Annotated in this window: 25 protein-coding genes and 1 riboswitch; of the genes, 19 read left to right on the top strand and 6 right to left on the bottom strand. The window is 41.9% G+C overall.

Features of this window, described 5'->3' with window-relative positions; genetic code table 11:
* Positions 1 to 438: 438 nt before the first annotated feature.
* Positions 439 to 1,764 (bottom strand): hemolysin family protein, encoded by a 1,326-nt coding sequence (locus tag LCL96_RS12065; RefSeq protein WP_224941727.1) that lies wholly within the window; start codon positions 1,762 to 1,764, stop codon positions 439 to 441.
* A gap of 304 nt (positions 1,765 to 2,068) precedes the next feature.
* Here LCL96_RS12065 and LCL96_RS12060 point away from each other — a divergent pair, with 304 nt between their 5' ends.
* The 5 genes from LCL96_RS12060 to LCL96_RS12040 all read left to right on the top strand — a co-directional run bounded on the left by LCL96_RS12060 (position 2,069) and on the right by LCL96_RS12040 (position 6,263).
* The gene (locus LCL96_RS12060) at positions 2,069 to 2,398 is read left to right on the top strand and encodes a hypothetical protein (protein WP_224941726.1); all 330 of its coding nucleotides are present in this window, start codon (positions 2,069 to 2,071) and stop codon (positions 2,396 to 2,398) included.
* A 196-nt stretch (positions 2,399 to 2,594) separates the two neighbouring features.
* Positions 2,595 to 2,963: an ArsR/SmtB family transcription factor gene (locus tag LCL96_RS12055; protein WP_224941725.1), complete on the top strand. Its 369-nt coding sequence runs from the start codon at positions 2,595 to 2,597 to the stop codon at positions 2,961 to 2,963.
* The gene (locus LCL96_RS12050; RefSeq protein ID WP_224941724.1) at positions 2,956 to 5,067 is read left to right on the top strand and encodes a heavy metal translocating P-type ATPase; all 2,112 of its coding nucleotides are present in this window, start codon (positions 2,956 to 2,958) and stop codon (positions 5,065 to 5,067) included. The genes LCL96_RS12055 and LCL96_RS12050 overlap by 8 nt, the downstream gene beginning before the upstream one ends.
* 10 nt (positions 5,068 to 5,077) lie before the next feature.
* Positions 5,078 to 5,971, top strand: a complete 894-nt coding sequence (locus tag LCL96_RS12045) for a cation diffusion facilitator family transporter (RefSeq protein WP_224941723.1) — start codon at positions 5,078 to 5,080, stop codon at positions 5,969 to 5,971.
* Positions 5,972 to 6,077: 106 nt separating this feature from the next.
* The gene (locus tag LCL96_RS12040) at positions 6,078 to 6,263 is read left to right on the top strand and encodes a Fur-regulated basic protein FbpA (protein ID WP_224941722.1); all 186 of its coding nucleotides are present in this window, start codon (positions 6,078 to 6,080) and stop codon (positions 6,261 to 6,263) included.
* 52 nt (positions 6,264 to 6,315) lie between these two features.
* On the opposite strand, the gene LCL96_RS12035 is transcribed toward LCL96_RS12040, so the two are convergent.
* Entirely contained in the window at positions 6,316 to 7,218 is a 903-nt protein-coding gene (locus LCL96_RS12035) for an aldo/keto reductase (RefSeq protein WP_224941721.1), read from the bottom strand.
* A gap of 85 nt (positions 7,219 to 7,303) precedes the next feature.
* On the opposite strand from LCL96_RS12035, the gene LCL96_RS12030 reads away from it, so the two are divergent.
* The 8 genes from LCL96_RS12030 (at position 7,304) to splB (ending at position 13,734) form a co-directional block, all read left to right on the top strand.
* The gene (locus tag LCL96_RS12030; protein WP_224941720.1) at positions 7,304 to 8,203 is read left to right on the top strand and encodes a phosphotransferase; all 900 of its coding nucleotides are present in this window, start codon (positions 7,304 to 7,306) and stop codon (positions 8,201 to 8,203) included.
* A 303-nt stretch (positions 8,204 to 8,506) separates the two neighbouring features.
* A riboswitch (TPP riboswitch) is annotated at positions 8,507 to 8,616 on the top strand.
* Positions 8,617 to 8,749: 133 nt separating this feature from the next.
* On the top strand, positions 8,750 to 9,736 hold the full coding sequence (locus tag LCL96_RS12025) for an ABC transporter substrate-binding protein (RefSeq protein WP_224941719.1): 987 nt from the start codon (positions 8,750 to 8,752) through the stop codon (positions 9,734 to 9,736).
* A gap of 12 nt (positions 9,737 to 9,748) precedes the next feature.
* The gene (locus LCL96_RS12020) at positions 9,749 to 10,042 is read left to right on the top strand and encodes an MTH1187 family thiamine-binding protein (RefSeq protein ID WP_224941718.1); all 294 of its coding nucleotides are present in this window, start codon (positions 9,749 to 9,751) and stop codon (positions 10,040 to 10,042) included.
* Entirely contained in the window at positions 10,039 to 10,800 is a 762-nt protein-coding gene (locus LCL96_RS12015) for an ABC transporter permease (protein WP_224941717.1), read from the top strand. Before LCL96_RS12020 ends, LCL96_RS12015 begins: the two co-directional genes overlap by 4 nt.
* Position 10,801: 1 nt before the next feature.
* Positions 10,802 to 11,539 (top strand): ABC transporter ATP-binding protein, encoded by a 738-nt coding sequence (locus tag LCL96_RS12010; protein WP_224941716.1) that lies wholly within the window; start codon positions 10,802 to 10,804, stop codon positions 11,537 to 11,539.
* Positions 11,532 to 12,311: a TatD family hydrolase gene (locus tag LCL96_RS12005; protein ID WP_224941715.1), complete on the top strand. Its 780-nt coding sequence runs from the start codon at positions 11,532 to 11,534 to the stop codon at positions 12,309 to 12,311. The genes LCL96_RS12010 and LCL96_RS12005 overlap by 8 nt, the downstream gene beginning before the upstream one ends.
* A 137-nt stretch (positions 12,312 to 12,448) precedes the next feature.
* Positions 12,449 to 12,694 (top strand): transcriptional regulator SplA domain-containing protein, encoded by a 246-nt coding sequence (locus LCL96_RS12000; protein WP_224941714.1) that lies wholly within the window; start codon positions 12,449 to 12,451, stop codon positions 12,692 to 12,694.
* 11 nt (positions 12,695 to 12,705) lie between these two features.
* The gene (splB, locus tag LCL96_RS11995; protein ID WP_224941713.1) at positions 12,706 to 13,734 is read left to right on the top strand and encodes a spore photoproduct lyase; all 1,029 of its coding nucleotides are present in this window, start codon (positions 12,706 to 12,708) and stop codon (positions 13,732 to 13,734) included.
* Positions 13,735 to 13,780: 46 nt separating this feature from the next.
* Here the strand turns inward: splB and LCL96_RS11990 are convergent, their stop codons facing one another.
* Positions 13,781 to 14,209: a phosphatase gene (locus LCL96_RS11990; RefSeq protein WP_224941712.1), complete on the bottom strand. Its 429-nt coding sequence runs from the start codon at positions 14,207 to 14,209 to the stop codon at positions 13,781 to 13,783.
* Between the two features lie 373 nt (positions 14,210 to 14,582).
* Between LCL96_RS11990 and LCL96_RS11985 the strand changes: the two genes are divergently transcribed.
* The 3 genes from LCL96_RS11985 to putP all read left to right on the top strand — a co-directional run bounded on the left by LCL96_RS11985 (position 14,583) and on the right by putP (position 18,456).
* Positions 14,583 to 15,827 carry a dicarboxylate/amino acid:cation symporter gene (locus LCL96_RS11985; RefSeq protein ID WP_224941711.1) on the top strand — a complete coding sequence of 415 codons (1,245 nt, stop codon included), beginning with the start codon at positions 14,583 to 14,585 and terminating at the stop codon, positions 15,825 to 15,827.
* 220 nt (positions 15,828 to 16,047) lie between these two features.
* Positions 16,048 to 16,611 (top strand): NAD(P)H oxidoreductase, encoded by a 564-nt coding sequence (locus LCL96_RS11980; RefSeq protein ID WP_224941710.1) that lies wholly within the window; start codon positions 16,048 to 16,050, stop codon positions 16,609 to 16,611.
* A gap of 375 nt (positions 16,612 to 16,986) precedes the next feature.
* Entirely contained in the window at positions 16,987 to 18,456 is a 1,470-nt protein-coding gene (putP, locus tag LCL96_RS11975) for a sodium/proline symporter PutP (protein ID WP_224941709.1), read from the top strand.
* Between the two features lie 57 nt (positions 18,457 to 18,513).
* On the opposite strand, the gene LCL96_RS11970 is transcribed toward putP, so the two are convergent.
* Positions 18,514 to 19,911, bottom strand: a complete 1,398-nt coding sequence (locus LCL96_RS11970; protein ID WP_224941708.1) for a cryptochrome/photolyase family protein — start codon at positions 19,909 to 19,911, stop codon at positions 18,514 to 18,516.
* Positions 19,912 to 20,138: 227 nt separating this feature from the next.
* On the opposite strand from LCL96_RS11970, the gene LCL96_RS11965 reads away from it, so the two are divergent.
* On the top strand, positions 20,139 to 20,591 hold the full coding sequence (locus tag LCL96_RS11965) for a helix-turn-helix transcriptional regulator (RefSeq protein ID WP_224941707.1): 453 nt from the start codon (positions 20,139 to 20,141) through the stop codon (positions 20,589 to 20,591).
* Positions 20,592 to 20,645: 54 nt separating this feature from the next.
* On the opposite strand, the gene LCL96_RS11960 is transcribed toward LCL96_RS11965, so the two are convergent.
* Both LCL96_RS11960 and LCL96_RS11955 read right to left on the bottom strand, forming a co-directional pair.
* Positions 20,646 to 21,170, bottom strand: coding sequence for a universal stress protein (locus LCL96_RS11960; protein ID WP_224941706.1), 525 nt, complete (start codon positions 21,168 to 21,170; stop codon positions 20,646 to 20,648).
* A 348-nt stretch (positions 21,171 to 21,518) separates the two neighbouring features.
* Positions 21,519 to 23,576 (bottom strand): sigma-54 interaction domain-containing protein, encoded by a 2,058-nt coding sequence (locus LCL96_RS11955; RefSeq protein WP_224941705.1) that lies wholly within the window; start codon positions 23,574 to 23,576, stop codon positions 21,519 to 21,521.
* A gap of 166 nt (positions 23,577 to 23,742) precedes the next feature.
* Here LCL96_RS11955 and yfcC point away from each other — a divergent pair, with 166 nt between their 5' ends.
* Both yfcC and iadA read left to right on the top strand, forming a co-directional pair.
* Entirely contained in the window at positions 23,743 to 25,245 is a 1,503-nt protein-coding gene (gene yfcC, locus LCL96_RS11950; RefSeq protein ID WP_224941704.1) for a putative basic amino acid antiporter YfcC, read from the top strand.
* A gap of 64 nt (positions 25,246 to 25,309) precedes the next feature.
* Positions 25,310 to 26,482, top strand: a complete 1,173-nt coding sequence (iadA, locus tag LCL96_RS11945; RefSeq protein ID WP_224941703.1) for a beta-aspartyl-peptidase — start codon at positions 25,310 to 25,312, stop codon at positions 26,480 to 26,482.
* Positions 26,483 to 26,615: the final 133 nt, after the last annotated feature.

Genomic DNA, 26,615 nt, shown 5'->3' with positions numbered 1-26,615 from the left:
AACATAAAAGTCAATCATGCATTCTTAGAATTAGGCTCTTTTCGCAATGGTTATGGATATTTCGTACACAGACTTTAAACTGCGAATGCTCTGTCATTGATTGTGTGCTGGAGGGTGAGGGGAACTGCTTCGCTTTCCACGGACATTCGGCCGAGCCTCCTCAGCAAAAACCGCGTCCGGGGTCTCGGCACGCCCGTTTTCCGTAGGAGTCTACGCAGTTCCCCTCACCCTCTAAATGAGTATTTGGTGACAGAGCTACATGGTTCTTCATAAATCAGCCAAAAAAGAGCATAGTATCTTTAGCTATAATTGATTACTTCAGCATTTAGAAAATAATGTGGTTATAAGCGATCCTGACATATTTTAATTATGAAAAACGTACTCTTGGAAATCTATCACCGTTTTCTAATTCAAAATCAACAAAAAAAGAACGTGCCGTCAATCCGACACGTTCTTTTGGTTTTGGATGCTATTCATTTTTGTTACTTCTAAGTATTGAATATGGTGCCCATCGATTTCTTTCACTTTGAAGCAATAGCCTTGTTCCTCGATCTTATCCTCCGGCTTAACTTCATATTTCTGAGTGAGGAACCAGCCCCCGATTGTATCCACTTCCTCTTCCTCGATTGAAATGCCAAGAAGGTCATTCACATCTTCAATGAGCATGACGGCATCGAAAATATAGTGATCTTCTTTTACCTTTTGAACTTCAGGGATTTCGTCGATATCAAATTCATCCCTGATTTCGCCGACAATTTCTTCAATGATGTCTTCGACTGTAACGAGGCCGGCCGTTCCGCCATATTCATCAAGGAGAATGGCCATAGGAGAACGTTCTTTTTGTAACTTGACGAGTAGAGCCTGAATGGGAATCGTTTCTATGACACGAATGACTGGTTTGATGAAAGAAGATACGTCTTCATGTTCGTTTTTATGATTTACGAGTGTCGTTAAGAGTTCCTTCACATTCACGATCCCAAGAATATTGTCTTTATCCCCATCCACGACAGGATATCTCGTGTAGCGCTCTTCTTTAATGACCGATAAGACTTCGTCAATAGTGGACTCTGCAGATAAAGTTACAATGTTTGTCCGGGGAACCATGATTTCCTTCGCGATTCGCTCGTCGAATTCAAATATTTTATTCACGTATTTGAATTCGGATGAGTTGATTTCACCGCTCTTGTAACTGTCAGAAAGGATGATTCTGAGCTCTTCTTCAGAGTGGGCAATTTCATGCTCCGAAGCGGGTTTTAAACCGAACATCCCCGTGAACACACGGGCTGAACTGTTCAAAGTCCAGATGAATGGATAAGCAATTCGATAAAACCAAATCAGTGGGCGTGCAAATAATAATGTGATTCTTTCGGCTTTTTGGATGGCGAAGGTCTTTGGAGCCAATTCTCCTATTACGACATGTAAAAAGGTGATGACAGAAAACGCCAATGCGAATGATATGATGCTGGTGATGGACGCGTTAAGTTCAATTCGATCAAATACAGGATGAAGAAGTGTTTCAATGGTCGGTTCGCCAAGCCACCCCAATCCAAGAGACGTGATGGTGATTCCCAACTGACAGGCAGAAAGGTATTCGTCCAAATGGGTAATGACTCTCTTTGCGGCAACGGCGGTTTGATTTCCTTCTGAGACCAACTGATCAATGCGGGTACTCCTTACCTTTACGATGGCAAATTCAGATGCTACAAAGAACGCAGTCAGTCCGATAAGTAGGGCAACTAGAAATAAATTAAATAGAATGTCCAATGGGTAGAAGTCATAAGAAAGGGATCCCTTTTCTTATACTTCGATCACCTCCTGATTAAATTTCGGTCAATTGTAAGAATTGAAGGCAGAATGGCCCTTGTATTCCTTACCTTAATGGATATAATCTTATTAAAATAGTACGATCTTATTTATTGTATTGAAGGTCTTTCTGCGATTGCATTGCATGTCTTATTCCGTTATTCTAAAATATAACGATTCAAAACATTGATGCATGATTTCATCATAGAGAATATTCTTGAACAATACAATCATTTAGAATGAATAGTTGGAAAGGAGAACGATTATGGCAGACGTGTTTAATCAAGAGTTTGTTGTAGCCCTTATCATTGCCTTTTCGGTTTATGTCATTGTAAGAGGAATAGCCATTTTCTTCGGCAAAGCAGGAAAAGGCTATCTGGAAAACGTTCAGTCCCAAACCGGCAGATTATACCTGAAATTAATTGGCGGCTACTATATATTATCAGGCGTACTGGGCCTCTTTATCCCACGATTAGACTGGAAAACAGAAGACATCTACTTCGCCATCGCCATCTTCGCCATTACATCAGTCGTATTCTGGGTCACCCTCGATCTCTTCATGAAACGCGACCGTAAAAAACTTCAACAAAATTAATTAGGCTTCTATAAAGCTCCGGTTTCGGGGCTTTTTTTATTTTGTTGGGGAAGAACCCAACCAGTCGTTACCCGTACTGAATATCAATAGTTGGAAACCCCCAAAAAAAATTAACATTCAAAAGAATGTTTGAACATTTTTCGGCCTTCTTATATACTATATTCAAAAGGGTGTTTGAATGAGGAGTGGTGTATAAATGAAAGATATAGATGTGTGTGAAGTGTCTTGTGTGGAAAATGAAAAGGTCAATCGCTTAAAAATGGACCTTTTAACACAAAATACGTCTAAAGTGGCGGAGATTTTTAAAGCATTATCCGACCAAACGAGAATGAAAATTGCGTACGCACTAACAGTGGAAGACGAATTATGCGTGTGTGATGTGGCGAACATCGTAGGGGCGTCCACTGCAACTGCGTCCCACCATTTACGTTTATTAAAAAAGCAGGGATTGGCTAAATTCAGAAAAAAAGGAAAGCTCGTTTATTATTCCTTGGATGATCATCACGTAAAACAATTGATTGAGATTGCAGTGACACATCAGTTGGAGGTGGAGGAACGTGACTAGTAAAGCTGCCCTTAAACAAACATACCGGGTCGAAGGTTTTACTTGTGCAGGGTGTGCAGCCAAGTTCGAAAAGAATGTTCAGCATCTAGATGGAGTGATAGATGCAAAGGTCAACTTTGGTGCTGCCAAGATTACTGTATACGGAGACACTACAAAGGAGTCGGTAGAAAAAGCAGGCGCATTTGAAGGGCTTCGCTTAACAGAAGACGGTATGAGAAAGGTTCAGGAAGAAAAAGAGCCGTTTTATAGAAGATACAAGCATTTACTTGTTTCAGTATTCTTTATCCTGATTGCATATTCATTACCTTTAATGGGTGTAGAAAATAGTCATTTTCTCTCAACCCTTTCATTTGCTACAGCGATTGTAACGGGTGGGTATCGGTTATTTGAAGCAGGCTTCAAGAACCTGCTTAAACTCGAATTCGATATGAGGACGCTGATGACGATCGCGATTATCGGTGCAGCATTCATAGGAGAATGGGGCGAAGGGGCAATTGTTGTCCTTTTATTTGCCATCAGTGAAGTGTTGGAGGCTTATTCCATGGATAAAGCGAGGGAGTCAATCCGCTCACTCATGGACATCGCTCCCCCGCAGGCACTCATCATCCGCAACGGTTTTGAAATGATCGTCGATGCAGAGGATATAGAAGTCGGGGACATCATGTTGGTGAAGCCTGGTCAGAAAATTGCCATGGATGGGGATATCCTCGAGGGCTCTTCTTTCGTCAATCAGGCTGCGATCACAGGTGAATCGGTTCCGGTGGAAAAAGTCCGTGGTGATGCCGTATTTGCCGGTACGTTAAATGAGGAAGGCCATTTAAAAGTATTGGTCACAAAACGGATAGAAGATACGACACTGGCCAAAATCATTCATTTAGTTGAGGAAGCACAGGGTGAGAAAGCTCCTTCACAGGCATTTGTCGATGTGTTTGCAAAATATTATACACCGGTCATCATGGTGATTGCCTTCCTTGTAGCAATCATTCCACCGCTTTTATTTGGTGCGGGATGGTCTGATTGGGTGTATCAGGGCCTATCAGTGTTAGTCGTCGGCTGTCCTTGTGCATTGGTTATTTCCACTCCGGTAGCGATCGTTACAGCCATCGGGAATGCAGCCAAAAACGGCATTCTGATCAAAGGCGGCGTTTATTTGGAGGAATTGGGAAGGTTGAAGGCCGTTGCCTTTGATAAAACAGGTACTCTTACGAAGGGAGTCCCTGAAGTAACGGATATGATTCGTTTAGGCGATGTGGAAGAAATGGATTTATGGAAGATGATGGCCGCACTTGAATTTCATTCACAGCATCCTCTTGCGCACGCATTTATGAAAAAAGCAGAAGACATGGAAATGGACTATAGAAGCTGTGAAGTGTTTGAGTTTCAATCCCACACGGGTAAAGGAATCAGTGGACTGATCGGCGATAAGAGATACTATATCGGCTCTCAAAGTCTTTTTGCTCATACGCCGTCAACTGAAATAGAAAATCTTCAAAGAGAAGGCAAAACCGTTATGGTATTTGGAACGGCTGATACTCCTTTAGCAATTGTAGCCGTGGCGGATGAGGTGAGGGATACAAGTGGGGAGGTCATCAATGATCTGCACCAGATGGGGATGGAGCAAACGGTCATGTTGACAGGTGATCATGAAAAAACGGCAAGATCAATCGGAACCAGGATCGGGGTCAGAGAAATCAAGGCCGGGCTTCTTCCAGAAGAAAAACTAGGTTTCGTTAAGGATTATATGGATACCTACGGAAGGGTTGCTATGATCGGAGACGGAATCAATGACGCCCCTGCTCTTGCGGCATCAACCGTTGGAATCGCCATGGGGGGAGCAGGAACGGACACTGCATTGGAAACGGCCGATATCGCCTTAATGAATGATGACTTGAGAAAATTACCTTATATCATTCGTTTGAGCCGTAGTACTCTTACCATCATCAAACAAAATATTGCCTTTGCAATCGGAATTAAACTTCTTGCTTTATTACTAGTCATTCCAGGAATGCTTACATTATGGATTGCGATATTTGCCGATATGGGTGCGACATTACTTGTCACGTTGAATGGCCTTCGGCTACTCAGGATAAAAGATCGAAAGTGAGGGATTTCATATGGGTCACGATCACAGTCATGGCCACACTCAAAATAAAAAAGCATTATTGATCAGTTTTCTTTTCATTTTTACCTTTATGATTGTCGAGGTGATCGGGGGCGTAATGACTAATAGTCTCGCCCTCCTTTCGGATGCAGGGCATATGCTCAGTGATGCAGCGGCATTGGGGCTTAGTCTCGCCGCGTTTTATATAGGGGAAAAGGCCTCCAATAATGGGAAGACCTACGGTTACAAACGATTTGAAATCGTAGCAGCATTTCTGAACGGAATCACCCTGATACTTGTTTCCCTCTATATCTTCTGGGAAGCATACCGTCGCTTTATCGTTACACCCGATGTATCACCAAGTATGATGATCATCGCCGTCATCGGTTTAGTGGTTAATATCATTGTCGCCTGGATTCTAATGAGAGGAGATACAGAGCATAACTTGAATGTCCGCAGTGCATTTCTTCATGTTCTGGGAGATATGCTCGGATCGGTCGGGGCCATCATTGCGGGTATCCTGATTTACTTCTTTAATTGGAATCTGGCAGACCCGATCGCTTCTGTCATCGTGGCGATCCTCATCATCATTTCCGGATGGAGAGTAACGAAGGATTCGATTCATATCTTAATGGAGGGATCTCCTGCAAATGTGGATATGGACCAAGTGAAAAGAAGCATGTCCGCCCTGAAAGGAGTTATTGAAGTTCATGACCTTCATGTGTGGAGTATCACTTCTGAATACACGGCTATGAGTTGTCATGTGGTGGTAGAAGATGAAGTGGATCGGGATGTGATATTATCTCAGCTTTCGGAATTTCTGGAAAGGGAGTTTGACATTCACCACGCAACCATTCAAATCGAAGGGGAAAAAGCGTTGGGCAGTCATCACCACTGCTGTACTTGAACAATCCGAACGGACAGGGCAGACTTTCAGGAGATTTTCTCGAATGGTTGAAAGAATGTTTATTCCCTTCCTTCATTGGGGTATATCCTCAATTGGAGGGATGAACATGCTACATCAAGAAACGAAAACACACCAGAAAAAAACATCCGAATTTAAAAAGGATTTTTATATACAGCAATTATTAAGGATTGGCGTTTATAAATCTTTCGGAAAGCAGCTTTACGAACTGTCGATGAATGAATTACAGGATGTCTACCTTGAATATTATGTTGGTGGAGATATGGCTCGCTAAAAAAGACGACCTTGGAAAAGGATCGTCTTTTTATATTTGATACGGGACCATATTATGGTACGTCATGACCCATGGATGTTTGGAGGATCTCGAACCATTGATCATGATTCAATGTGATGGAGAGGGAATCAATCGCGTTTTGAATCCGCTCTTTCTTACCTGACCCGACGATAGGCATAATGTTCGCCGGATGATTAAGAAGCCATGCATACAGAATCTCGTCGATTCCTTTTGCCCCTGTTTCTTCCTGGACTTTCTTTAATGTATGTTGAAGTCTGATTGCTTTATCATCTTCGCCCTTAAAGACTGCCCCTCCGGCAAGTGGTGACCATGCCATTGGTGCAACACGTTTTTCTTGACACAGATTTAATGTCCCGTCTTCGAAGTTCTCCAGGTGGTAAGCAGATAGTTCAATTTGGTTTGTGATTAATGGAAAAGGCAAATAGGATTGAAGCATATTCCACTGATGATCTTTAAAGTTGGAAACACCAAAATGTCGTACTTTTCCTTCTTCTTTTAATTGAGTGAAGGCTTCGGCCACTTCTTCACCATTCATGAATGGATCTGGTCGGTGTATCAATAACAAGTCGATGTAGTCCGTTTTTAAGCTCTGGAGAGAGTTCTCCACTGAAGAGAGAATGTGTTTCTTACTCGTGTTGTAATGGTGTGTTAGATGATCTGGTCGATTATCCGAAGGCAGGACGATTCCACATTTCGTCACGATTTCCATCTTCCCCCGTAACGTGGGGTCAAGGGCAAGTGCCTCTCCGAATAAAGCTTCACACGTATATGATCCATAAATGTCAGCGTGGTCAAAGGTTGTGATTCCGTTTTCAATATTATGTTGAATGAGTGATAATGTTTCTTCCTTCGATTGATTCCAATCCGCAAGTCTCCATAAACCATGAATGATCCTGGAGAAAGATAAGTCTTCTGTCATTTGTATTCTTTGCATGAATGTAACCTCTCTTCCTTTGTATGTAGATAATACTTCAAAGTCATACTATCAGTATAATACTACGGTTTGAAAGGAAATAGAAATGATTGAACCTCTGCGGGGTATATTACGACATTGGGACGTGGATCCCACTTTCATAGAGCCACTGGGCCCTCATCCGAATGTTGCAAGAGTGAAGGAAGGAATGAAAGTATATTATTTAAAGAAGAGAGAGGATTTATCCATTGAGAAAAGGTGGGAGGAGTTCTATTTAACCTCCTATCTATTGGAAAACCGCCATTGTGTTGAATCACCATTATTAACTTCTTCAGGGTACCCGTTTGTGAAAGAAGGAGAACAAATATATTCACTTTATAAAGCCCTGGAAGGAAGGTCTTTAAAGATATATTCTATGACAGCACTAGCAAATGCAGGGGCATACCTTTCAGACATTCATCTCCTTTTTGAAGGGTATCGCAGTCAACAGGAAGTGGTGGATTGGGATATTGAACGTCATGTAAAAGAGTGGATGTCCGTACTTGGAAACACATCGATCGGAAAACGTGGTGCAGGATTACTATCAAGAATAGAGGGGTGGAAGTCATACTACACTCAGTTGCCACACCAAATTGTTCATAGTGACTTCCACTCGGGAAACATCTTGATGAAGGGGGAAGAAATCATCGGTGTCATTGACTTCGCGCGGATTCGGACTGCCCCCCGTATTACAGACATCGCTTACTTCCTCGCAGGTCTTCTCAAGAATAGCGCGAACAAGAAGAGATACGATTCAATCAGATGTATACAAGTGTTTCTAGACGGATATGAAAGCAATACCTCATTGACCACCACAGAGAATCGACTATTGCCGTCTATCATCATCCTTTTCCTTCTGCAGTATGCATTTTTGTATTCACACCAAGGGTATTCAGAAGCGGGCTCATCCTGCATGCTTTTCATTGAGGAACTGATCAATTCTGATTATTTTCAGGGATTAAAATAAGGCTGTTTTCGTAAACGATTGTTGCTTTTGGATATATAGGGTTGTGATTGATTCCCACTCCAATCAACTGTCCAAGACAGTACTAATTCACATTCTTGAATATTTATGAACCATTTTGCTCTGTCAACACTAGTTCCCTTCACCCTCTTCCACAGACTCAGGTGACAGAGCATCTGAAAATTATAGTCTGTGCGAGAATAACAATACACTCTTTGCGAAAAGAGATCCTAAATTTAAAAGGAAATACTTGAATAACAAACCGTTCTATGGCACAGTAGGAAAGAAGATAACGTTAATTTCATATTCTATGTGTAGGGGGACCGGAATGGCCGGTTGAGATTGTATCCTTTAGATGCTGACCCTTTGAACCTGAACTGGCTGATACCAGCGTAGGAAACATTCTCTTAAACGATACATAACCAAGTTTAATGATGCGTCCAAGGCTTTCAGCCCGGGACGCTTTTTTGTTTTACATTCATTTACCTTCATAAGCGAAGAATAATGGAATAAACGTTGAAACTGCAAAAGATTTAAGGAGGAAACAAGATGAAAAAATGGATGTTCATCATCTGTTCAGTATTTTTACTAACGGCCTGTAGTGCCGGGAAAGATACAGCCAATGAGAAGAAAGAAGGTCTTAAAAAGGTATCGGTTGTACTCGACTGGACACCAAATACCAATCACACAGGATTATATGTAGCGAAAGAAAAAGGTTACTTTAAGGACCAGGGACTTGATGTCGATATCATCCTACCTGGAGAATCCGGAGCCGATCAACTTGTTGCTTCAGGGAAAGCAGAATTCGGTGTAGGCTACCAGGAAAGTGTCACACAGGCGAGAGTCCAGGATGTTCCTCTCGTATCCATTGCTGCTGTTATTCAGCATAATACTTCGGGGTTTGCATCCCCCAAGAGTAAGGGTATTACAAAGCCAAAGGATTTTGAAGGGAAAAGCTATGGCGGCTGGGGGTCCCCTGTTGAGAAAGCCGTGATGGATTCCATCATGAAACAAGAAAATGCCGATGTAGAAAAAGTGAATTTCATTAATATGGGAGACACTGATTTCTTTACTGCCGTCAAGAGAGATGTTGATTTTGCCTGGATTTACTATGGTTGGACTGGTATCGAGGCTGAGCTTCGCGGTGAAGAGCTGAACATGATGTATGTAAAGGATTATTCTGAGAAATTGGATTATTATACTCCGGTGCTGACAACAAATGAAAAAATGATCGAATCAGATCCAGAAACGGTTAAAGCATTCCTTGCCGCAACTTCCAAAGGGTACGAGTATGCCATCGACAACCCGAAAGAAGCAGGTGAAATCCTTCTGGGAGCAGCTCCTGATCTTGATAAAGAATTAGTCATGAAGAGCCAGGAATGGTTAGCCCCTAAGTATCAGGATGACGCTGAAAGATGGGGAGAGCAAAAGCTTGAAGTGTGGGAGAACTATGCATCTTGGATGTATGATAATGATTTATTAGATAAGAAACTTGAAAGCAAGAAAGCATTCACGAACGAATTCTTACCGAAATAAGAGGTGAATAAAATGGGGAACGCACTCGTAAGTATACAAATCATTCCGAAGACAAAGAACGGCGAAGATGTCATTCCATATGTTGATGAGGCGATTGCCATCATAGAACAATCAGGTGTCCGATATGAAGTCCATCCCTTAGAAACGACGATGGAAGGAAATCTATCAGATTTATTTAAGGTGATTGAACAAATGAATGAACGGATGATTGAAATAGGAAGCAAGAACGTCATCTCACAAATCAAAGTATTATATCAGCCCGATGGAATTGAAATGAACCAATTAACGGAGAAGTATAAAGGATGAGAACATGGCTATCGAAAGGATGGAGACCCTTCTTGGTCCTCATCCTTTTATTCATCATTTGGGAAGTCAGCATAAGAGTATTTGATGTGCCAGCTTGGCTGATGCCTTCCCCTTCAGACATTTGGTCAGAAGGTGTTGCCTCGTGGTCTGCATTCAAGGGACATCTTGCTTCAACGACGCTCCTTACAATTGTAGGGTTTGTGATTGGCTGTTCGATCGGAATCGGGGCAGCGGTTGGGCTCCATCTCCTGCCAAAGGTAAGGGAAGCCTTCTATCCTCTGATGATTCTGTCGCAGAATATACCTATTATCGTCTTGGCGCCTTTACTTGTCATTTGGTTTGGATTTGGATTGTTACCAAAGATCATCGTCATTACGTTGATCTGCTTCTTTCCGGTGGCGGTTTCAGCAATGGATGGATTCAGACAGACGAATGCAGAGTACATCCTATATATGAAGATGTCGGGAGCATCAAAAGGGCAGATATTCAGGAAAGTGGAGTGGCCACATGCCCTGCCTTCCATTTTCTCCGGATTGAAAATTTCAGCTACCTATAGTGTAATGGGAGCGGTGATATCTGAATGGTTAGGTGCCCAGAAAGGAATAGGTGTTTACATGACACTCGCATCGTCTTCATTCCGGACCGACAGGGTCTTTGTTGCGATTTTCATGATCATGCTCCTAAGCCTGGTATTTTTCGGTATCATCCTTTTGTTAGAAAATATCATGGTGAAGTGGAATCGAAAGGAGGACAAGTAATATGACGACCTTATCTATTGAAAACATGTCCAAGTCATTCGATGGTGAACTTGTCCTTGATGATCTTTCCATTACGGTCGGAGAGGGTGAATTTGTTTCGATACTTGGACCATCTGGAAGCGGGAAAAGCACACTGTTTCATGTCATTGGTGGATTATTCACACCGGACTCAGGAGATATCCGTCTCGATGGTCAGTCGATAAGTGGTCAGAGGGGCTCCATCAGCTATATGCCTCAAAGTCCGTCCCTTCTGCCGTGGCGTACGGTGATTGAGAATGTGATGCTTGGTCAGGAGTTACATGGAAAAAAGGATAGGCAAATAGCGATGAATATGATTGAACGTGCCGGTTTAAAGGGATATGAGGAAGCATACCCAGCAGATCTTTCTGGTGGGATGAAGCAGCGCGTCGCCTTTATTCGTGCACTTGTAAGTCCACAATCCTTTTTATGTCTGGATGAGCCTTTCTCTGCCTTGGACGAATTTACCCGGTTGGACATGCAGAAGTGGCTCCTTTCGATATGGGAAGAGGATATGAGTTCGGTTCTGTTTGTTACTCATAATATTGATGAGGCACTTTTCTTGTCTGACCGTATCATTGTGTTATCTACCAGGCCTGCACGGGTGCAAAAGGAATTCAAAGTTCCTTTTTCCCGCCCGCGTGATAAAGGGATCCTATTAACGGAGGAGTTCCTTAAATGGAAAACGAATATCTTTGAGGAGTTATCTCAATATGTCTAGATCTTCTCTCATAGATGCCCATGTTCACCTTGACCTTTATGAGCCATTCGAACGTGAAAAAATACTCCAGGAGCTCGGGTTGTATTCAGTAGAAGCCCTCATATCTGTGTCATTTCATCTAGCATCTTCCAAGCAGAATTTAGATATTGCGAGGAGGGATGCGCGGGTCAAGACGGCAGCGGGTCATCATCCCGAGCAAGAACTTCCTTCTGAAACGGAATTAAATGAACTCCTGGTATTCATTCAGAGACATCATCGAGAACTTGTCGCAATCGGGGAAGTGGGGCTTCCTTATTATAAAATGAAAGAAGATCCCTCTTTGTCCCTCACGCCTTATATTGAAATGCTTGAACGCTTTATCATTCAGTCAAAGCAACTGGATAAACCCATCATCCTTCATGGGATTTATGAACATGCTCCGATCATCTGTGATCTATTGGAGAAGCATTCAGTGAATAAAGCGCACTTTCACTGGTTTAAAGGAGATAAGAAAACGATCGAACGCATGATTGAAAAAGGGTATAGCGTATCCATCACACCTGATGTTCTGTATGAAGAAGAAATTCAAGAACTTGTAAAGACATATCCAATCGAGGGCTTGATGGTGGAAACAGACGGCCCCTGGAGATTTGAGGGTGTCTTTCAGAATAGAATGACCCATCCCGGTTTGATGCACCGTTCCGTAGAAATGATTGCCGAATTAAAAGGGTTGAGAGAATCAGCTGTATACAAGCAACTATTCAGGAATACAAAGGAATTTTACGGGATTTAGAAAAGAGGCTGCTCCTGCATTGCAGAAGCAGCCTCTTTTTCTCTAAACCCGTATACCTATAAACATCTTTTACCATTATATTTCCACCCTTCTTAACAGAAAATGATACTAATGACTTGTAGAAAAAGGTGAGAAAAATGGAATTAAACAATCAATATACCCCTTATCAAGCAGGTGATGTTGTATATGTGATTTACAGAAACCCGCATACTCAAAGTGTGGCCAATGTTCAGGAAGCAGCGGTTGTTCACGATCCGGAAAATCCGGGTGAGTTAGCATTATTTCTATATGAGACCTATTATCCGTTAACCCATGAAGTAGCTGTTTATCGTACAGAATCAGAGGCGGAACAGGCATATACTCAATCATTTGGAGACCTTTAGGAGGGAATAATATGGTGAAACCGTTCGTGCCTCAATTGGTCTATTTTGAGCCTAATGCTCTGGATTATCCATTGGGGAAACAATTAAAGGAAAAGTTCGAGAATATGGATGTGGAGATCCGTTATACTACCTCCCATAATCAGGTCCGAAATCTCCCTGGGGAAAACCATTTCCAGAAATACAGAATTGCTAAATCCACCCTGGTGGTAGGAGTCCGTAAAACCTTGAAGTTTGATACTTCAAAGCCGTCTGCAGAATATGCCATCCCGTTTGCCACAGGGTGCATGGGGCACTGTCATTACTGTTATCTTCAAACTACAATGGGGAGCAAACCCTATATTCGCACATATGTCAATGTAGATGAAATATTTGAGGCTGCAGATCGATATATCGAGGAAAGAGCACCTGAGTTCACACGTTTTGAAGCGGCTTGTACTTCCGATATCGTGGGAGTGGATCACCTTACTCATACGCTTAAACGGGCGATTGAACACTTTGGTGAATCGGAGTATGGTAAATTACGTTTCGTTACGAAATTCCATCACGTCGATCACCTGTTGGATGCGAAGCATAATGGGAAGACGAGATTCCGTTTCAGTATTAATGCGGATTATGTCATAAAGAATTTTGAACCAGGAACCTCCCCATTGGATAAGAGGCTGGAGGCGGCAGGTAAGGTTGCCAGGGCAGGGTATCCATTAGGTTTCATCGTGGCGCCCATATATATCCATGAAGGATGGCAGGAAGGCTATAAGCAAATGTTCGAACACCTCGAAGCCCATCTACCCGAGGAAGCCAAGAAGGATTTAACCTTCGAATTCATTCAACATCGTTTTACAAAGCCTGCGAAGAGAGTGATTGAAAAAAATTATCCGATGACGAAGCTTGAGTTAAATGAAGAAGAGCGCCGTTATAAATGGGGTAAATATGGAATAGGGAAGTACATTTATCAAAAAGATGAAGAGCAGGAGATCAAAGATCACCTTTACGCATATATGGAGAAGCATTTTCCTAAAGCAAAGCTTGAGTATTTCACCTAAAAAAAATGGACTGATTACATAAACCTGTTCCTTGTAATCAGTCCTCTTAATGTAATTGTGGGAGAATATTTTCTAAATCTTTCACTTTCATGGCGATTTCGTCGCAAATTTCCTGATAATGAACCCATTCTTCAATCAAATTTGCGGACCGTTTACTTGGATTTGGTAAATTCCAATAGATGACCTTTTCCTGTAATTCCGTTGGCAGTTCAATCTTATCGTCATATTCTGTATCCTGAATCGCAACGATCACCGAGGCGTCACCAAGTTCTTTCATCTCAATGCGCGTTAGAGGAAGTGAACTAATATCAATACATAATTCTTTCATGGCTAAGATACTGAATTCAGTACGACTTTCAGCAACCCATCCGGCACTTTTGAAAGACCAGTCTGACACATTGAGCTTCTCGGCCCACCCTTCAGCTATCAAGCTGCGCTGTTGACTACTTGAAAGAAAATAGACTGTTTTATTCATAATCGTATGTTCCTTTCTATTTTCATGCTGTTATTACTATTTACCCAATTGCGTATGGATTAATCCTTGAATGATGAAAAGAAATTATTGGAAAGATATTTTTGGTAGAATGGATTCACTGAAATACCTGAAATTATGAGATAGAGGTATTGCCGTATAGTAAAATGGATGCGATTCGCCTTTATTCACCTTTAATTTTTAAAAAAATCAGTATAATGGTAGAAGGAGAATACAGATTTCTAAATGAACAAGGCAGACAGGAGAAATCGGAGAGAGGCTTTTCTTGCTGAAAGTTCAAAAAATTTGGTTTTATCAGAAAGGTATGAGGGTAAATACCTTTATATTATTTGGAAAATTATAGGGAGGTTCATCTATGAAATTTAACTTAACAACGAAGATTATCACCGCCTTGATACTAGGTGCGGCAGTGGGATTAATCCTAAATATTTTTGCAAAAGATTTATTCGATATACTAGATCCCTATCTCTTTACTCCTCTGGGGAAAATATTTCTAAATCTGATCAGCATGCTTGTGGTGCCGATTGTCTTTCTATCGATTGTTCTTGGATCAGCAGGTTTAGGTGATCCGAAGAAGCTTGGGAGAATCGGACTGAAGACCATCGTCTACTTCTTATTAACAACATGCATTGCCATTGTAATTGGTTTGACGCTTGCGTATATCATCGATCCAGGTTTGGTGGAAGGAATCGATACTTCCCAATCAGAAGGGTTTAAAACAGAAAAAGCTCCTCCAGTAGGGGAAACCCTTATGAACATCATCCCTAAAAATCCCCTTACGGCTATGACTGAGGGTAATATGCTTCAGATTATCGCCTTTGCCATCTTCATCGGGTTCGGATTGACCGCTCTGGGAGAGAAGACGAAAGGCATCTTGAAACTTGTCGAACAAGGGAATGACTTGATGATGTATCTTGTGACCCTTGTGATGAAATTTGCCCCATACGGAACCTTCGGATTGATCGCTTCAGCAATAGGAAGTCAGGGTTCCAGTGCTTTGAAAGCGATGTGGCTTTATTTTGTTGTCGTATTAGCGGCATTGCTTGTTCACGCGTTCATAACATATGGAGGAACCATTCTCCTTCTGGCAAAGAAGAACCCAATTTGGTTCTTTAAGAACTTCAGTCCTGCCATGAGCGTTGGGTTCAGTACATCAAGCAGTAATGCAACCCTTCCAATATCAATGGATGTGGCCCAGCAACGACTGGGTGTTTCCAAATCGGTGAGCTCCTTTGTTCAACCTTTAGGAGCTACGATCAACATGGATGGTACAGCAATTATGCAGGGGGTGGCCACTGTGTTTATCTCCCAAGTATATAATGTAGATCTTTCCATGGAACAGCTGATTACTGTTGTCCTTACAGCTGTATTGGCGAGTATAGGTACGGCAGGTGTACCAGGCGTCGGGCTGATTCTTCTTGCCATGGTTTTAAGCAGTGTAAATCTTCCTGTTGAAGGGATCGGCCTGATCTTGGGAATCGACCGTCTGTTGGATATGGCGCGTACGTCCATCAATATCTCTGGTGATGCTGCTTGTGCCCTATTTGTATCCGAAACGGAGAAAAAAAGAACGATTAAGATACAACGAGGTGAAGGATAACCGATTGGGGTATCTCATACTATCACTATAATGGAAGGTGAAATCATCATGATTTTACCTTCTTTTTTGTGGAGAAAGACGTGAAGCTTACCAGTCCTGTATTTTCTCCCCTCACTTATGACAAAGTATAGGAAACGGAATTGATGAAAAGTCAGTATGTTATCCTGAATAGAGACTGTCACACAGTAATCACTAAAGTCCATTTAAGGAGTTGTTTTTCTTGAAAGTACTTATGATTGTTGCCCATCCCCGAACGAATTCACTTACATTTTCCATCACAAAGCATATTCAGAAAGGTCTTCTCGATAAAGAATGTAAATCATCCATATTGGATTTGTATCGGGAGGAATTCCATCCGATATTAGATGAAAAAGGAGAAGAAGGCTGGGATAACCCCCTAAAAGGGAAGCCTTCCCATATTGTGGAGAAGGAAAGGAAGAAATTAAAGAGATATGACGCGTTGATCTTTGTGTTTCCGATTTGGTGGTATGGTTTGCCGGCCATTATGAAAGGGTATATTGATCGAGTATTTACATATCCGGCATTTACACAAATTAATCATCAGAAGGTTCTTTGGGTGGGTCTTGCAGGTGAAACGAAAGAAGAATTTATTTCAAATGGCCACGACAAGTCCTTGAAACATCAATTAATTCATGGGATTTCAGAGAAAATGGGTGTCATCGACAAGGAGGTTGAGATATTTTTTGACACAATGAACAGGGATAAAAAATTCGATTATGAAAAAACTATGAATAAAGCGTATCTTCTTGGTGCGTTATTTTAATCAGATGTGAAAAAAGTACTGTATTTTGAATAAATTTAAATAATTTTTTGTGAATAAATATAGAGGAATAGTTGGTATAAGGCAATAATATCGAATATTATCGTATATTTATTCATGTGTTTCTTCCTGTTAAAGGCAGAAAACTTTAAAAAAATCTGTATTATGGTATGATAAATCTTGTGTCTACATCAGCCGGGAATTTAACATTAAAAAACAAAGTGTATAAAAAATACACTGAAATGCATAAGAAGGAGGGTATCAAAATTGGGTGAAGAATTAACAATGGGAACCTGGTTATGGTTATTAATCCCAATGCCGACATTGATCATTTTATCAATCATCACTTTTTTTACAGAACAAACAAAGGAGTAGATTATGGATATTAATATTCAGACGTTAACATCGATTATTATTTATTTAATTGGAATGGGTGTTATTGGTTACATGGCAGCGAAGTTAACCAGTAACTTATCCGACTATGTTTTAGGAGGAAGGCGATTAACTGCCGGAGTAGCTGCCCTTAGTGCGGGATCTTCCGACATGAGCGGTTGGTTGATGCTTGGGTTGCCTGGTGCCATTTATGCAAGTGGTATGGGATCAATCTGGTTAGCAATTGGGCTATCCGTAGGTGCGTACTTGAACTGGCAATTTGTTGCCAAGCCATTCCGTGTGTATACGGAAATCGCGAATGATTCAATTACAGTGCCTGATTTCTTCGAAAACCGTTTTCATGATTCAAGCAAAATTCTTCGAGTGTTCTCTGCTGTCATCATTCTGATCTTCTTTACGTTCTATACTTCCTCAAGTTTAGTGGGTGGAGCAATTTTACTTGAAGAATCATTCAATATGGATTACAGACTAGCTTTATGGGTTGGTGCAGGAGTCATCCTTTCTTATACATTCTTTGGTGGATTCCTTGCAGCCAGCTGGACGGATTTCATCCAGGGTATCCTGATGTTCCTTGCTTTAATCATCATTCCGATCGTAGCTATTTCTGAGATCGGCGGGTGGGATGCGACGGTAAGTGCTGTATCAAGCATCGATCCATCTTACCTGAATGTTTACACAGGAGCGACATTTGTCGGAGTCGTATCGCTTCTTGCTTGGGGATTGGGTTATTTCGGACAGCCTCATATCATCGTTCGTTTTATGGGGATTAAATCAACGAAAGAAATTCCTAAAGCACGCTTGATTGGTATGGTATGGATGATTGTCTCCCTATTCGGGGCAATCTTCATCGGTTTCTCAGGTATTGCGTATTTTGCAGATTCTCCATTAGAGAATTCTGAAACAGTGTTCATCATGTTCTCGCAAGTATTATTCAATCCTTGGGTAGCTGGTTTCTTACTTGCCGCCATCCTTTCAGCAATCATGAGTACAGTGGATTCTCAGCTTCTTGTTTCTTCAAGTGCCTTGGCTCAGGATTTCTATAAAGCGATTTTCCGAAAAGAAGCAAGTCAGAAAGAAGAAGTGCTGGTCGGTCGAATTTCAGTAGTGGTCATTGCGATTCTTGCCATTTTCCTTGGATATGACCGAGATAGTAAAGTACTTGAATTGGTAAGTTATGCATGGGCAGGATTCGGTGCTGCATTTGGACCGGTCGTGATCCTAAGCTTATTCTGGAAACGCATGACAAGAAATGGTGCACTTGCAGGTATGATCACAGGTGCAGTAACGGTTATTGTATGGAAGCAGTTAACGGGAGGACTCTTTGATATTTATGAACTTCTTCCAGGGTTTATCTTTGCTACCATTGCAATATTCATCTTTAGCTTTGTTGGCAATCCGCCATCTAAAGAAGTACAGGAAGAATTTGATACTGTTAAGTTGCGTTTGAGAGATTAAAGACAGAACTTGAAAGGACCCAATCATTGATTGGGTCCTTTTTGTTGCAGTCAAGAGCTATTTTATCTCCTCGTAGCGTTCCAGAGCCCGCTTGCGTGCTGCTTTGTGATCGACGACGGGATAAGGATAATCTTTCCCCATTGAGATTTTGCACTCTTCCAACACAGCAGCGGGGGCGTCTGTTGGTTTGTGTATATATGGGCTTGGAAGGTTTGCTAATTCAGGAACCCACATGCGGATATAAGCCCCGTCTTTATCAAACTTTTCACTCTGTAGTGTAGGGTTGAAAATTCGGAAATAAGGGGCTGAGTCAAAGCCTGATCCTGCAACCCACTGCCATCCCATAGAGTTATTGGCGAGGTCCGCATCAATCAGGGTATCAAGGAACCACTTTGCCCCTCTTTGCCATGGGATGAGAAGGTGCTTGGTAAGGAAGGAAGCGACGATCATCCTCACTCGATTGTGCATGAATCCTGTTGCCCATAATTCCCTCATCCCTGCATCCACAATGGGATAGCCGGTTTTGCCTTTTGTCCATTTTTCCCAATCATCTTCATTTGTTTGCCACTTAAAGTCACCGAACTTTTTGTTAAGTGGGCGAGCTGGGGATTCTGGGAAATGGAGGAGAACTGTGTATGAAAATTCTCTCCAAATCAGCTGTTTAATGAAAGGTTCAATCGGTTTGCTGTCCATTTCGACTAGTGTATGAAAGATCCTTCTGACAGATATGGTCCCGAGAGCTAGATAAGGAGACAAGGTGGAGATATGTCCCTCACTTGGGTAATCTCTGCCTTCTGAATAAACGTGCAAGCCTTTTTCTAGAAATGCGTTCATTCTTTTCAAAGCCGCATCTTCACCTGGATCCCATATGCTTTCCATCACATGATACCATGGAACAGATGGCATGAACCCTAAATCCTTAAGACTCATCCCAGTGTCTTTAAGTTGTGGAACGTTCATCTGTCTAACCGGAGGGCGTGGTTTTGGAATGTCTTGTTTCCTGAGTGACTTGTAAAAAGCCGAGTATACTTTATAAGGGGAGTCATCGTCTTTTTTTATGTTCCATGGTGGTAAAAGGAGTGTACCCTCAAAGGTTTTTACATCAATTCCTTGAGAAGATAATGAATGAGCCAGTTTTCGATCCCTATCGTACACTTCAGGGTGATATGCTCGGTTCCAATAAACAGCCTGAGCATTTGTTTTCTCGATCCACCTTGGAAGGACTTCCTCTGTTTTTCCCTTGTCGAGCCAAAGATCGCCGTTAATGGATTGAAGGGTGTCCTTGAAGGTCTCAATATTACGGTGCAGCCACCATTTCTTCGCTTCACCGAACGAGGCAGCCTCATCCAAAATAAACAGTGGAATCACGTTTCCTTCCTGTGATGCTTCAAAGAGAGCGGGATGATCATCTATTCTCAAATCCTCTCTGATCAGAACTATGATCGTTTTTTTCATTATGATTCCTCCTTGAAGAAATGCGATTTCCTATTGTATTTGCAATTTATGCAGTGTTTAGATAGATTTATCGCTTAAGTTTAAAGCATTTAGTTTAACTAAAAGTATAATGAATCTACCAAAGGGATACAAAAATCGATGGGCTCCATAAGAAATATTCAATAGAGATTGAAAAAAGGACTGGGTTAGGTGTAAAATTACACTATAATCAAATGAGGTGTGAATCCATGACAAAAGAAGAAATTATCTTAATCATATCCGAAAAATTAAGGCTGATTCGGACAGAAGCCGGCTATACACAAGACAAAATGGCTACTGTCATAGGCGTATCGAAAAAGACACTGGTACAGGTCGAGAAGGGGAGAGTGATGGCAGGATGGACTACTTCCGTTGCCATTTGTGCGTTGTTCAAGGACAGTGAAACCCTGATGGCGAGTCTTGGAGGAGAACCTCTTGAAGTCATAGAGACCATTGCGCGTGAAGGGATCGACTATCGAAAGGAAAAGACCCTCGGAGGCAAGATTTGGTGGAAAGATATTAAGAGAACGGATGAGTACATCCTTCAACAAAATTTGTTCAGCAAGCATTATCGTATATTAGATGCTGAGGATTACCGGATCTATAGTAGCTTTGATGAAGAGAGCAGTCATAAACGCTTCGATGAATTGACGGTGGGATAGAGTGCAAAGAAAGGGACGGACCTGTAAAAGGTCCGTCCCTTTCTGGTGAATAGATTATTTTACGACCAGTACACTTGATTCGCAGTCATGGGCAACCTTTTCGCTTACACTTCCGAGTACCCATTTTTTCATGCCGGATTTTCCGCTGTTTCCCACTACAACCAGGTCTGCCTGTATTTCTTTGGCGTATTCACATATGCGCTTCGCTTCCGAACCGGATAGATGAATATAGTTGGCGTCTACTCCATGGGGAGCAAGCTTTTCTTTCGCATTTACCAAAAATGGATGAGTGGAAGAGGGAGTCCTGATTTCATGGCGTCCCTCATCAGACGTATGGACTTTGTTATCTGGTGAAACCGATAGATTCCCCATATATTGATTGTCAAAGCCAGGTGACGTGTCTGCGATCGCATGAGTCGGCGTATAGTTGTCACGCGGTGCAGTCGCTGTTTTTTCATCTGAAATATGGAGTACAGTCAAGGTGGAGTCTATGGAACCTTTCATTAATTTTGTCACTTCATCTAATGCCTTTTTACTTCCATCTGTTTCATCATATGCTAATAGGATATGTCTATACATGTCATTCACCTCTGTATTAGGATATTTGTTGTTTACCCGTTTTAAAAATATTTAATCTTTTTCAGTAAGTTCTTTAAGTGGTGAGGGATGGGGTGAATCTAAATATTGTGTAGAAAAATAAGGAGCAGAATGGGGGAAGATCCATTCTGCTCCTGTGCTTTAAAAAATCTTAAATAATAGCAGGAATATGTTTGGCTAATGTGGATTTTACAGCATGCTGATAATCCAGCCAATCACAACAATTGCACCAATCACCATTAATATCGTACGTACCATCTAAATCACCTCGACTTTTTGTAACGTGAAAACTCTTCTTTGTTTCTAACCGGTTAAAATAAAGATACCCCGTCATCTAATTGTTAAAACATTCTCCTTCTGATTCTTGTACCACTTTACTCCTGCAGGTGTTATTTCTGTACCGATTCTTCCTCTTTGAATGTGGATATATCCCAACTCCTGGAGCTCTTTCAGTCGTGTCCTGATTTGTTGGACAGATAAAGGTGTTGAGCTTTGTCCGAGCGATGAGTGAAGTTTCTGACGGCTGGCCCTCTGTCCATTTTCATAGAGCGTCACTAGTACTGAGAGGATATTGATATATTCCTCGGATTTAGACATTGTGATTTCCGGAAGAGAATGGTTACTAATAGTTTGCTCTTTTTCAGCGAAATTATGATCATTTACCGGTAGCTCATTAATGGTTAATCGGTTGTTTTCTGCAACGGTCATCATATACAGGAGAGTATTCTTTAGCTCTCGTATATTTCCACTCCACGGAGCTTTCGTCATGGCTTCCAGGACGGAATCGTCAATGGTTGTAATGTTGCTTTGTTCCGTTAGAAAGAAGTTTTCAATCAGGAGTGGGATATCCGTACGTCTTTCCCGTAAGCTTGGAAGTTGTAGGGATAAGACTTTCAATCGATGGTAAAGGTCTTCGCGGAACGTACCTTTTCTTATTAAAGCTTGAAGATCCTTATTTGTGGCTGCGATGATCCTGACATCCACCGGAATGTTTTTGTTTCCTCCAATCCTTCTTATTTCCATTTCCTGCAGAACCCTTAACAGTCTGGCCTGCAGCTTCAGACTGATATCCCCGATTTCATCGAGGAACAGTGTGCCGCCGTCGGCTTGTTCAAATAATCCCGTCTTACCGCCTTTTTTGGCCCCTGTAAAGGCACCATCCTCATAACCGAATAATTCGCTTTCTAATAGATCCTCTGGTAATGCACTGCAGTTAACGGCCAGATAAGGGTTGTGTTTGCGGGAGGAAACATTGTGTATGGCACTTGAAAACAATTCTTTTCCTGTGCCTGTCTCTCCGTAGATCAAGATAGGGAGCTCACTCTGTGCTAGTTTTCCTGCAATCGATTTGGTCTCAATGATATGTCGACTGTTTCCCAATATGCTGTCAAAGGTATACTTGGCAATATATCCCCTGCGCTGAAGTTCGCGTTTTCTGACTTTTTCCATTTCGAGGGTTTCTTCCATATCTTTAAATGTAGCCACTATGACTCTTTCGGCCTCTAATCTGAAACGGTAAACCATCACGTTTTGCTGACGGAGTGTGAAGTATTTCTGATCTTCATCCTGATGGGATGTCAGGAAATGGTTTAACTCAATGTTTTTGAACACCCTGTTCAATTTTTTTCCTTTGGCATGGACTGCTGTGATCCCTAACATTCTTTCGAGTACTTCATTAAAAACGGTGATTTCCCCATCCTCTTGAAAGGCCAGGATTCCGTCGTTGACTCCATCCACCACCTTGGTTAAAAATTTATTCAACGTTTTCGCGTGTCTGTTGATGGCTCCGAGTTTTTGACTGAGCTCAATAATCTTTCGTGTATAACGATCGGTTATATCAATGGTCAATTGTTCAGATAATTGGAAGTAGGAGATGATATTCATGATTGTATTTAAATCGATCAGTCTTACACCTATATCAATCTTGTTGGGGATGGAAGAGGGGATGCTTGCCATCTCTCCAGGTGAAATGGCAGTATCGATGTGTCCAGGATACCCTCTTAATGGAGAGTAAGGGACATATTCTACGTGATCAATCCCAAGTCGTTTTAAGGTAGAAACGGCTTCTTGAGCTGTTTCGATGAAGTCGTTGACATAGAGGATCTTCTTTCCTGGAGGTAATTCAAAAATGCGGTCAATGTATTCATAATTCACAGTCCGGCGAGCTTGGATGATAGTACAGGAATCGAAATCGATATATTCCTGTACTTCAGGGGCGATTAATGATGAAGAATATACGATCAATGAATCTGTAAAGTATTTGGGGATGCCTTCGTCGCAAGCATAGCTAGTGATGTAGATCAATTCTCCAAAAACGGCTTGTAATTGTTCTTTAAGGGCTTTCTTTGTTTCTTTTGTGCCGGCTAACAGAATTAATTCATGTTTCATATCGAATCCTCCTAATGGTTATTGGGTGGTTTATGGTTAATTATATTCTAACCTTTTTCAACCTTAAATGGGATTGAAGTTAGTGTTTTCAGATAATTGTATATTGGCATAGAACTTGCAAGTAAGGAATTGAAGTACATTCATTTACTAATTGGGGGGATTTGAATTGGAGAAAGAACAAAAGGCATGGAAAGTGCCACATACATTTATCATTGTGTTTTTCGTCGTACTGGCCGCTGCTGTCTTAACGTATGTCATTCCTAAAGGGCAGTTTGCAACAGAAGAGATCACGTATATGCAGGACGGGGAGGAACAGACGAAAACGGTGTTAAACCCTGATTCTTTCAGTTATTTAAAGGATGAGGATGGTCATTTAATCAGAGAAGGAACGAGCCTGTTTGAACCAGGAGGAGGGATAGGTTTCCTGAATTATGTATTTGAAGGACTTGTGTCTGGTGATAAATGGGGATCTGCTGTGGGGGTAGTCGCTTTTATCCTCATTATTGGAGGAGCTTTTGGAATCATAATGAAAACAAGAGCGATTGAAGAGGGGATTCTGAAGGTGATTGATCGAACCAAGGGAAGAGAATCCCTCATCATTCCCATCATGTTCTTCTTATTTTCATTATGTGGAGCCGTTTTTGGAATGGGGGAAGAGGCCATCGCTTTTGCCATGATTTTAATACCAATCATGATTGCCATCGGTTATGATGCTATCACGGGAATCATGATTACGTATGTAGCCACCCAAATTGGGTTTGCAACATCTTGGATGAATCCATTCGGTGTGGCAATCGCACAAGGGGTATCAGGAGTTCCGGTTCTTTCAGGATCAGGCTTTAGAATCGTCATGTGGGTCATCTTTACACTAGTAGGGATCACCTACACTTGGAGATATGCTAATGCGATACGAAAAGATCCTAAACGCAGTCTTTCTTACATGACGGATGAATATTTCCGTAAAGAAGGAAAAGTGGGACATTTAGATACTAAATTCACGTTGGGTCACTCTTTGGTCATTTTAACGGTTGCGGTCGGAATTGCCTGGATCATTTGGGGAGTGGTGGAGCATGCTTACTATATTCCTGAGATTGCAAGTCAATTCTTTACGATTGGTCTGGTTGCGGGAGTCATCGGTGTTTTGTTTAAATTAAATGGAATGTCCTGGGATGATGTAGCCAATGGATTCATAGAAGGTGCCAAAGATTTATTGCCTGCAGCACTCGTAGTCGGGATGGCGAAAGGGATCGTTATCATACTTGGCGGAGATGCGCCAGATGCCCCTTCTGTATTAAACACTGTATTATACGGGGCGGGACAAGTGGTCGGGGACTTTCCGGAAGCCATTTCTGCCTGGTGCATGTACGTATTCCAATCTATATTCAACTTCTTTGTCGTGTCTGGTTCTGGACAGGCAGCACTGACGATGCCGTTAATGGCACCACTTTCAGATATCGCTGGAGTCACCCGCCAGGTAGCGGTACTGGCTTTCCAATTGGGAGATGGTTTAACGAATATTCTAGTTCCGACATCTGCCGCCTTAATGGGCACTTTGGGCGCAGCACGAGTCGATTGGGGTGTGTGGGCAAAATTCATCATTAAATTTATGCTCATCCTATTTGTTCTATCATCCATCTTTGTCATAACGGCAACGCTCATTGGATTTTAATTATTAATCGCACCTGGTCCTTACCTGGTGCGATCATTTATACGCAGTGAAAGGAGCACACATCATGCTTACATTAATTCAAAACGGGGAAGTTTATGCTCCAGCATATTTAGGGAAAAAAGATATCCTCCTGGTAGGAAATAGAGTTGGGTTCATTGAAGATCGTATTGAGCTTCCAGCTCATTTTGTGGATATAAAAGTCGTCGATGCAACAGGGAAATATGTTGTGCCGGGATTCATTGACTCACATGTGCATATCATGGGTGGAGGTGGAGAGGGAAGTTTTCGTACAAGAACTCCGGAAATCCAGCTGACTCAAGCTACTCTTGCAGGTATCACTACACTTGTCGGAGTCATTGGGACAGATGGAACGACACGAACGATGGCTAGTCTAATAGCGAAGGCGAGGGGTCTTGAAGAAGAGGGAATCACCTGCTATACGCAAACCGGCTCTTATCAGGTACCTCTCAAAACGCTCACTGGTAAAATTGAAGATGATCTTATGCTAGTAGATAGAATCATTGGTGTTGGTGAAGTGGCGATTGCGGATCATCGCTCTTCCCAACCGACGGTCAACGAATTAGCAAAGATTGCATCCGCTGCGAGAATTGGAGGAATGTTGTCCAGTAAAGCTGGAATTGTCAATGTCCATGTGGGAGATAGTTATGATCATTTGAGGCTCCTGGAAGAAATCGTAGAAACAACGGACATACCAATAAAACAGTTTTATCCAACACATATTAACCGGAACTCTCATCTCTTTGAAGCGGGGATCAGATTTGCACTGAGAGGTGGGTATGTTGATTTTACCACCAGTACCATCCCTCAGTTCCTGGAGGACGGCGAAGTAAAGTGCAGTCGAGCGCTTAAGCGTATGCTGGATGCAAATGTACCAGTGGAACAAATCACCTTTACTTCCGATGGACAAGCGAGCCTCCCGAACTTTGATTCTGAAGGAGAGCTGATCGGGTTGCAAATCGGGCAGGTATCAAGTCTCTACAGTGAAGTGAAAGATGCTGTTCAAGAAGAAGGAATTCCGTTGGAAGTAGCGATAAAGGTGATTACCTCAAATCCCGCAAAAATCCTGAAATTAAAGCAAAAAGGTGAGATCGGGGTGGAAAAGGACGCTGATATCGTGTTATTGGAAAAACACACACTTGAAGTGAATTCTGTGTTTGCGAAAGGGCAGTTGATGGTGGAGAACGGGGAGGCCGTCGTGAAGGGGACGTTTGAATAGAAATTTGTTGAAAGGATAGCTTGGAGCCCAGGGGCTTCAGGCTGTTTTTTATGGGTAGAGGATCAATGAGGTAATGAATGAGCAGTTATCGGCGATTTTTTTATTTTAACGGCGAAATCCAGATTATATCGGC

This window comes from Rossellomorea aquimaris (assembly GCF_020172085.1).
Lineage (GTDB): Bacteria > Bacillota > Bacilli > Bacillales > Bacillaceae_B > Rossellomorea > Rossellomorea aquimaris_E.
This window is presented reverse-complemented; position numbering and strand designations above follow the sequence as displayed.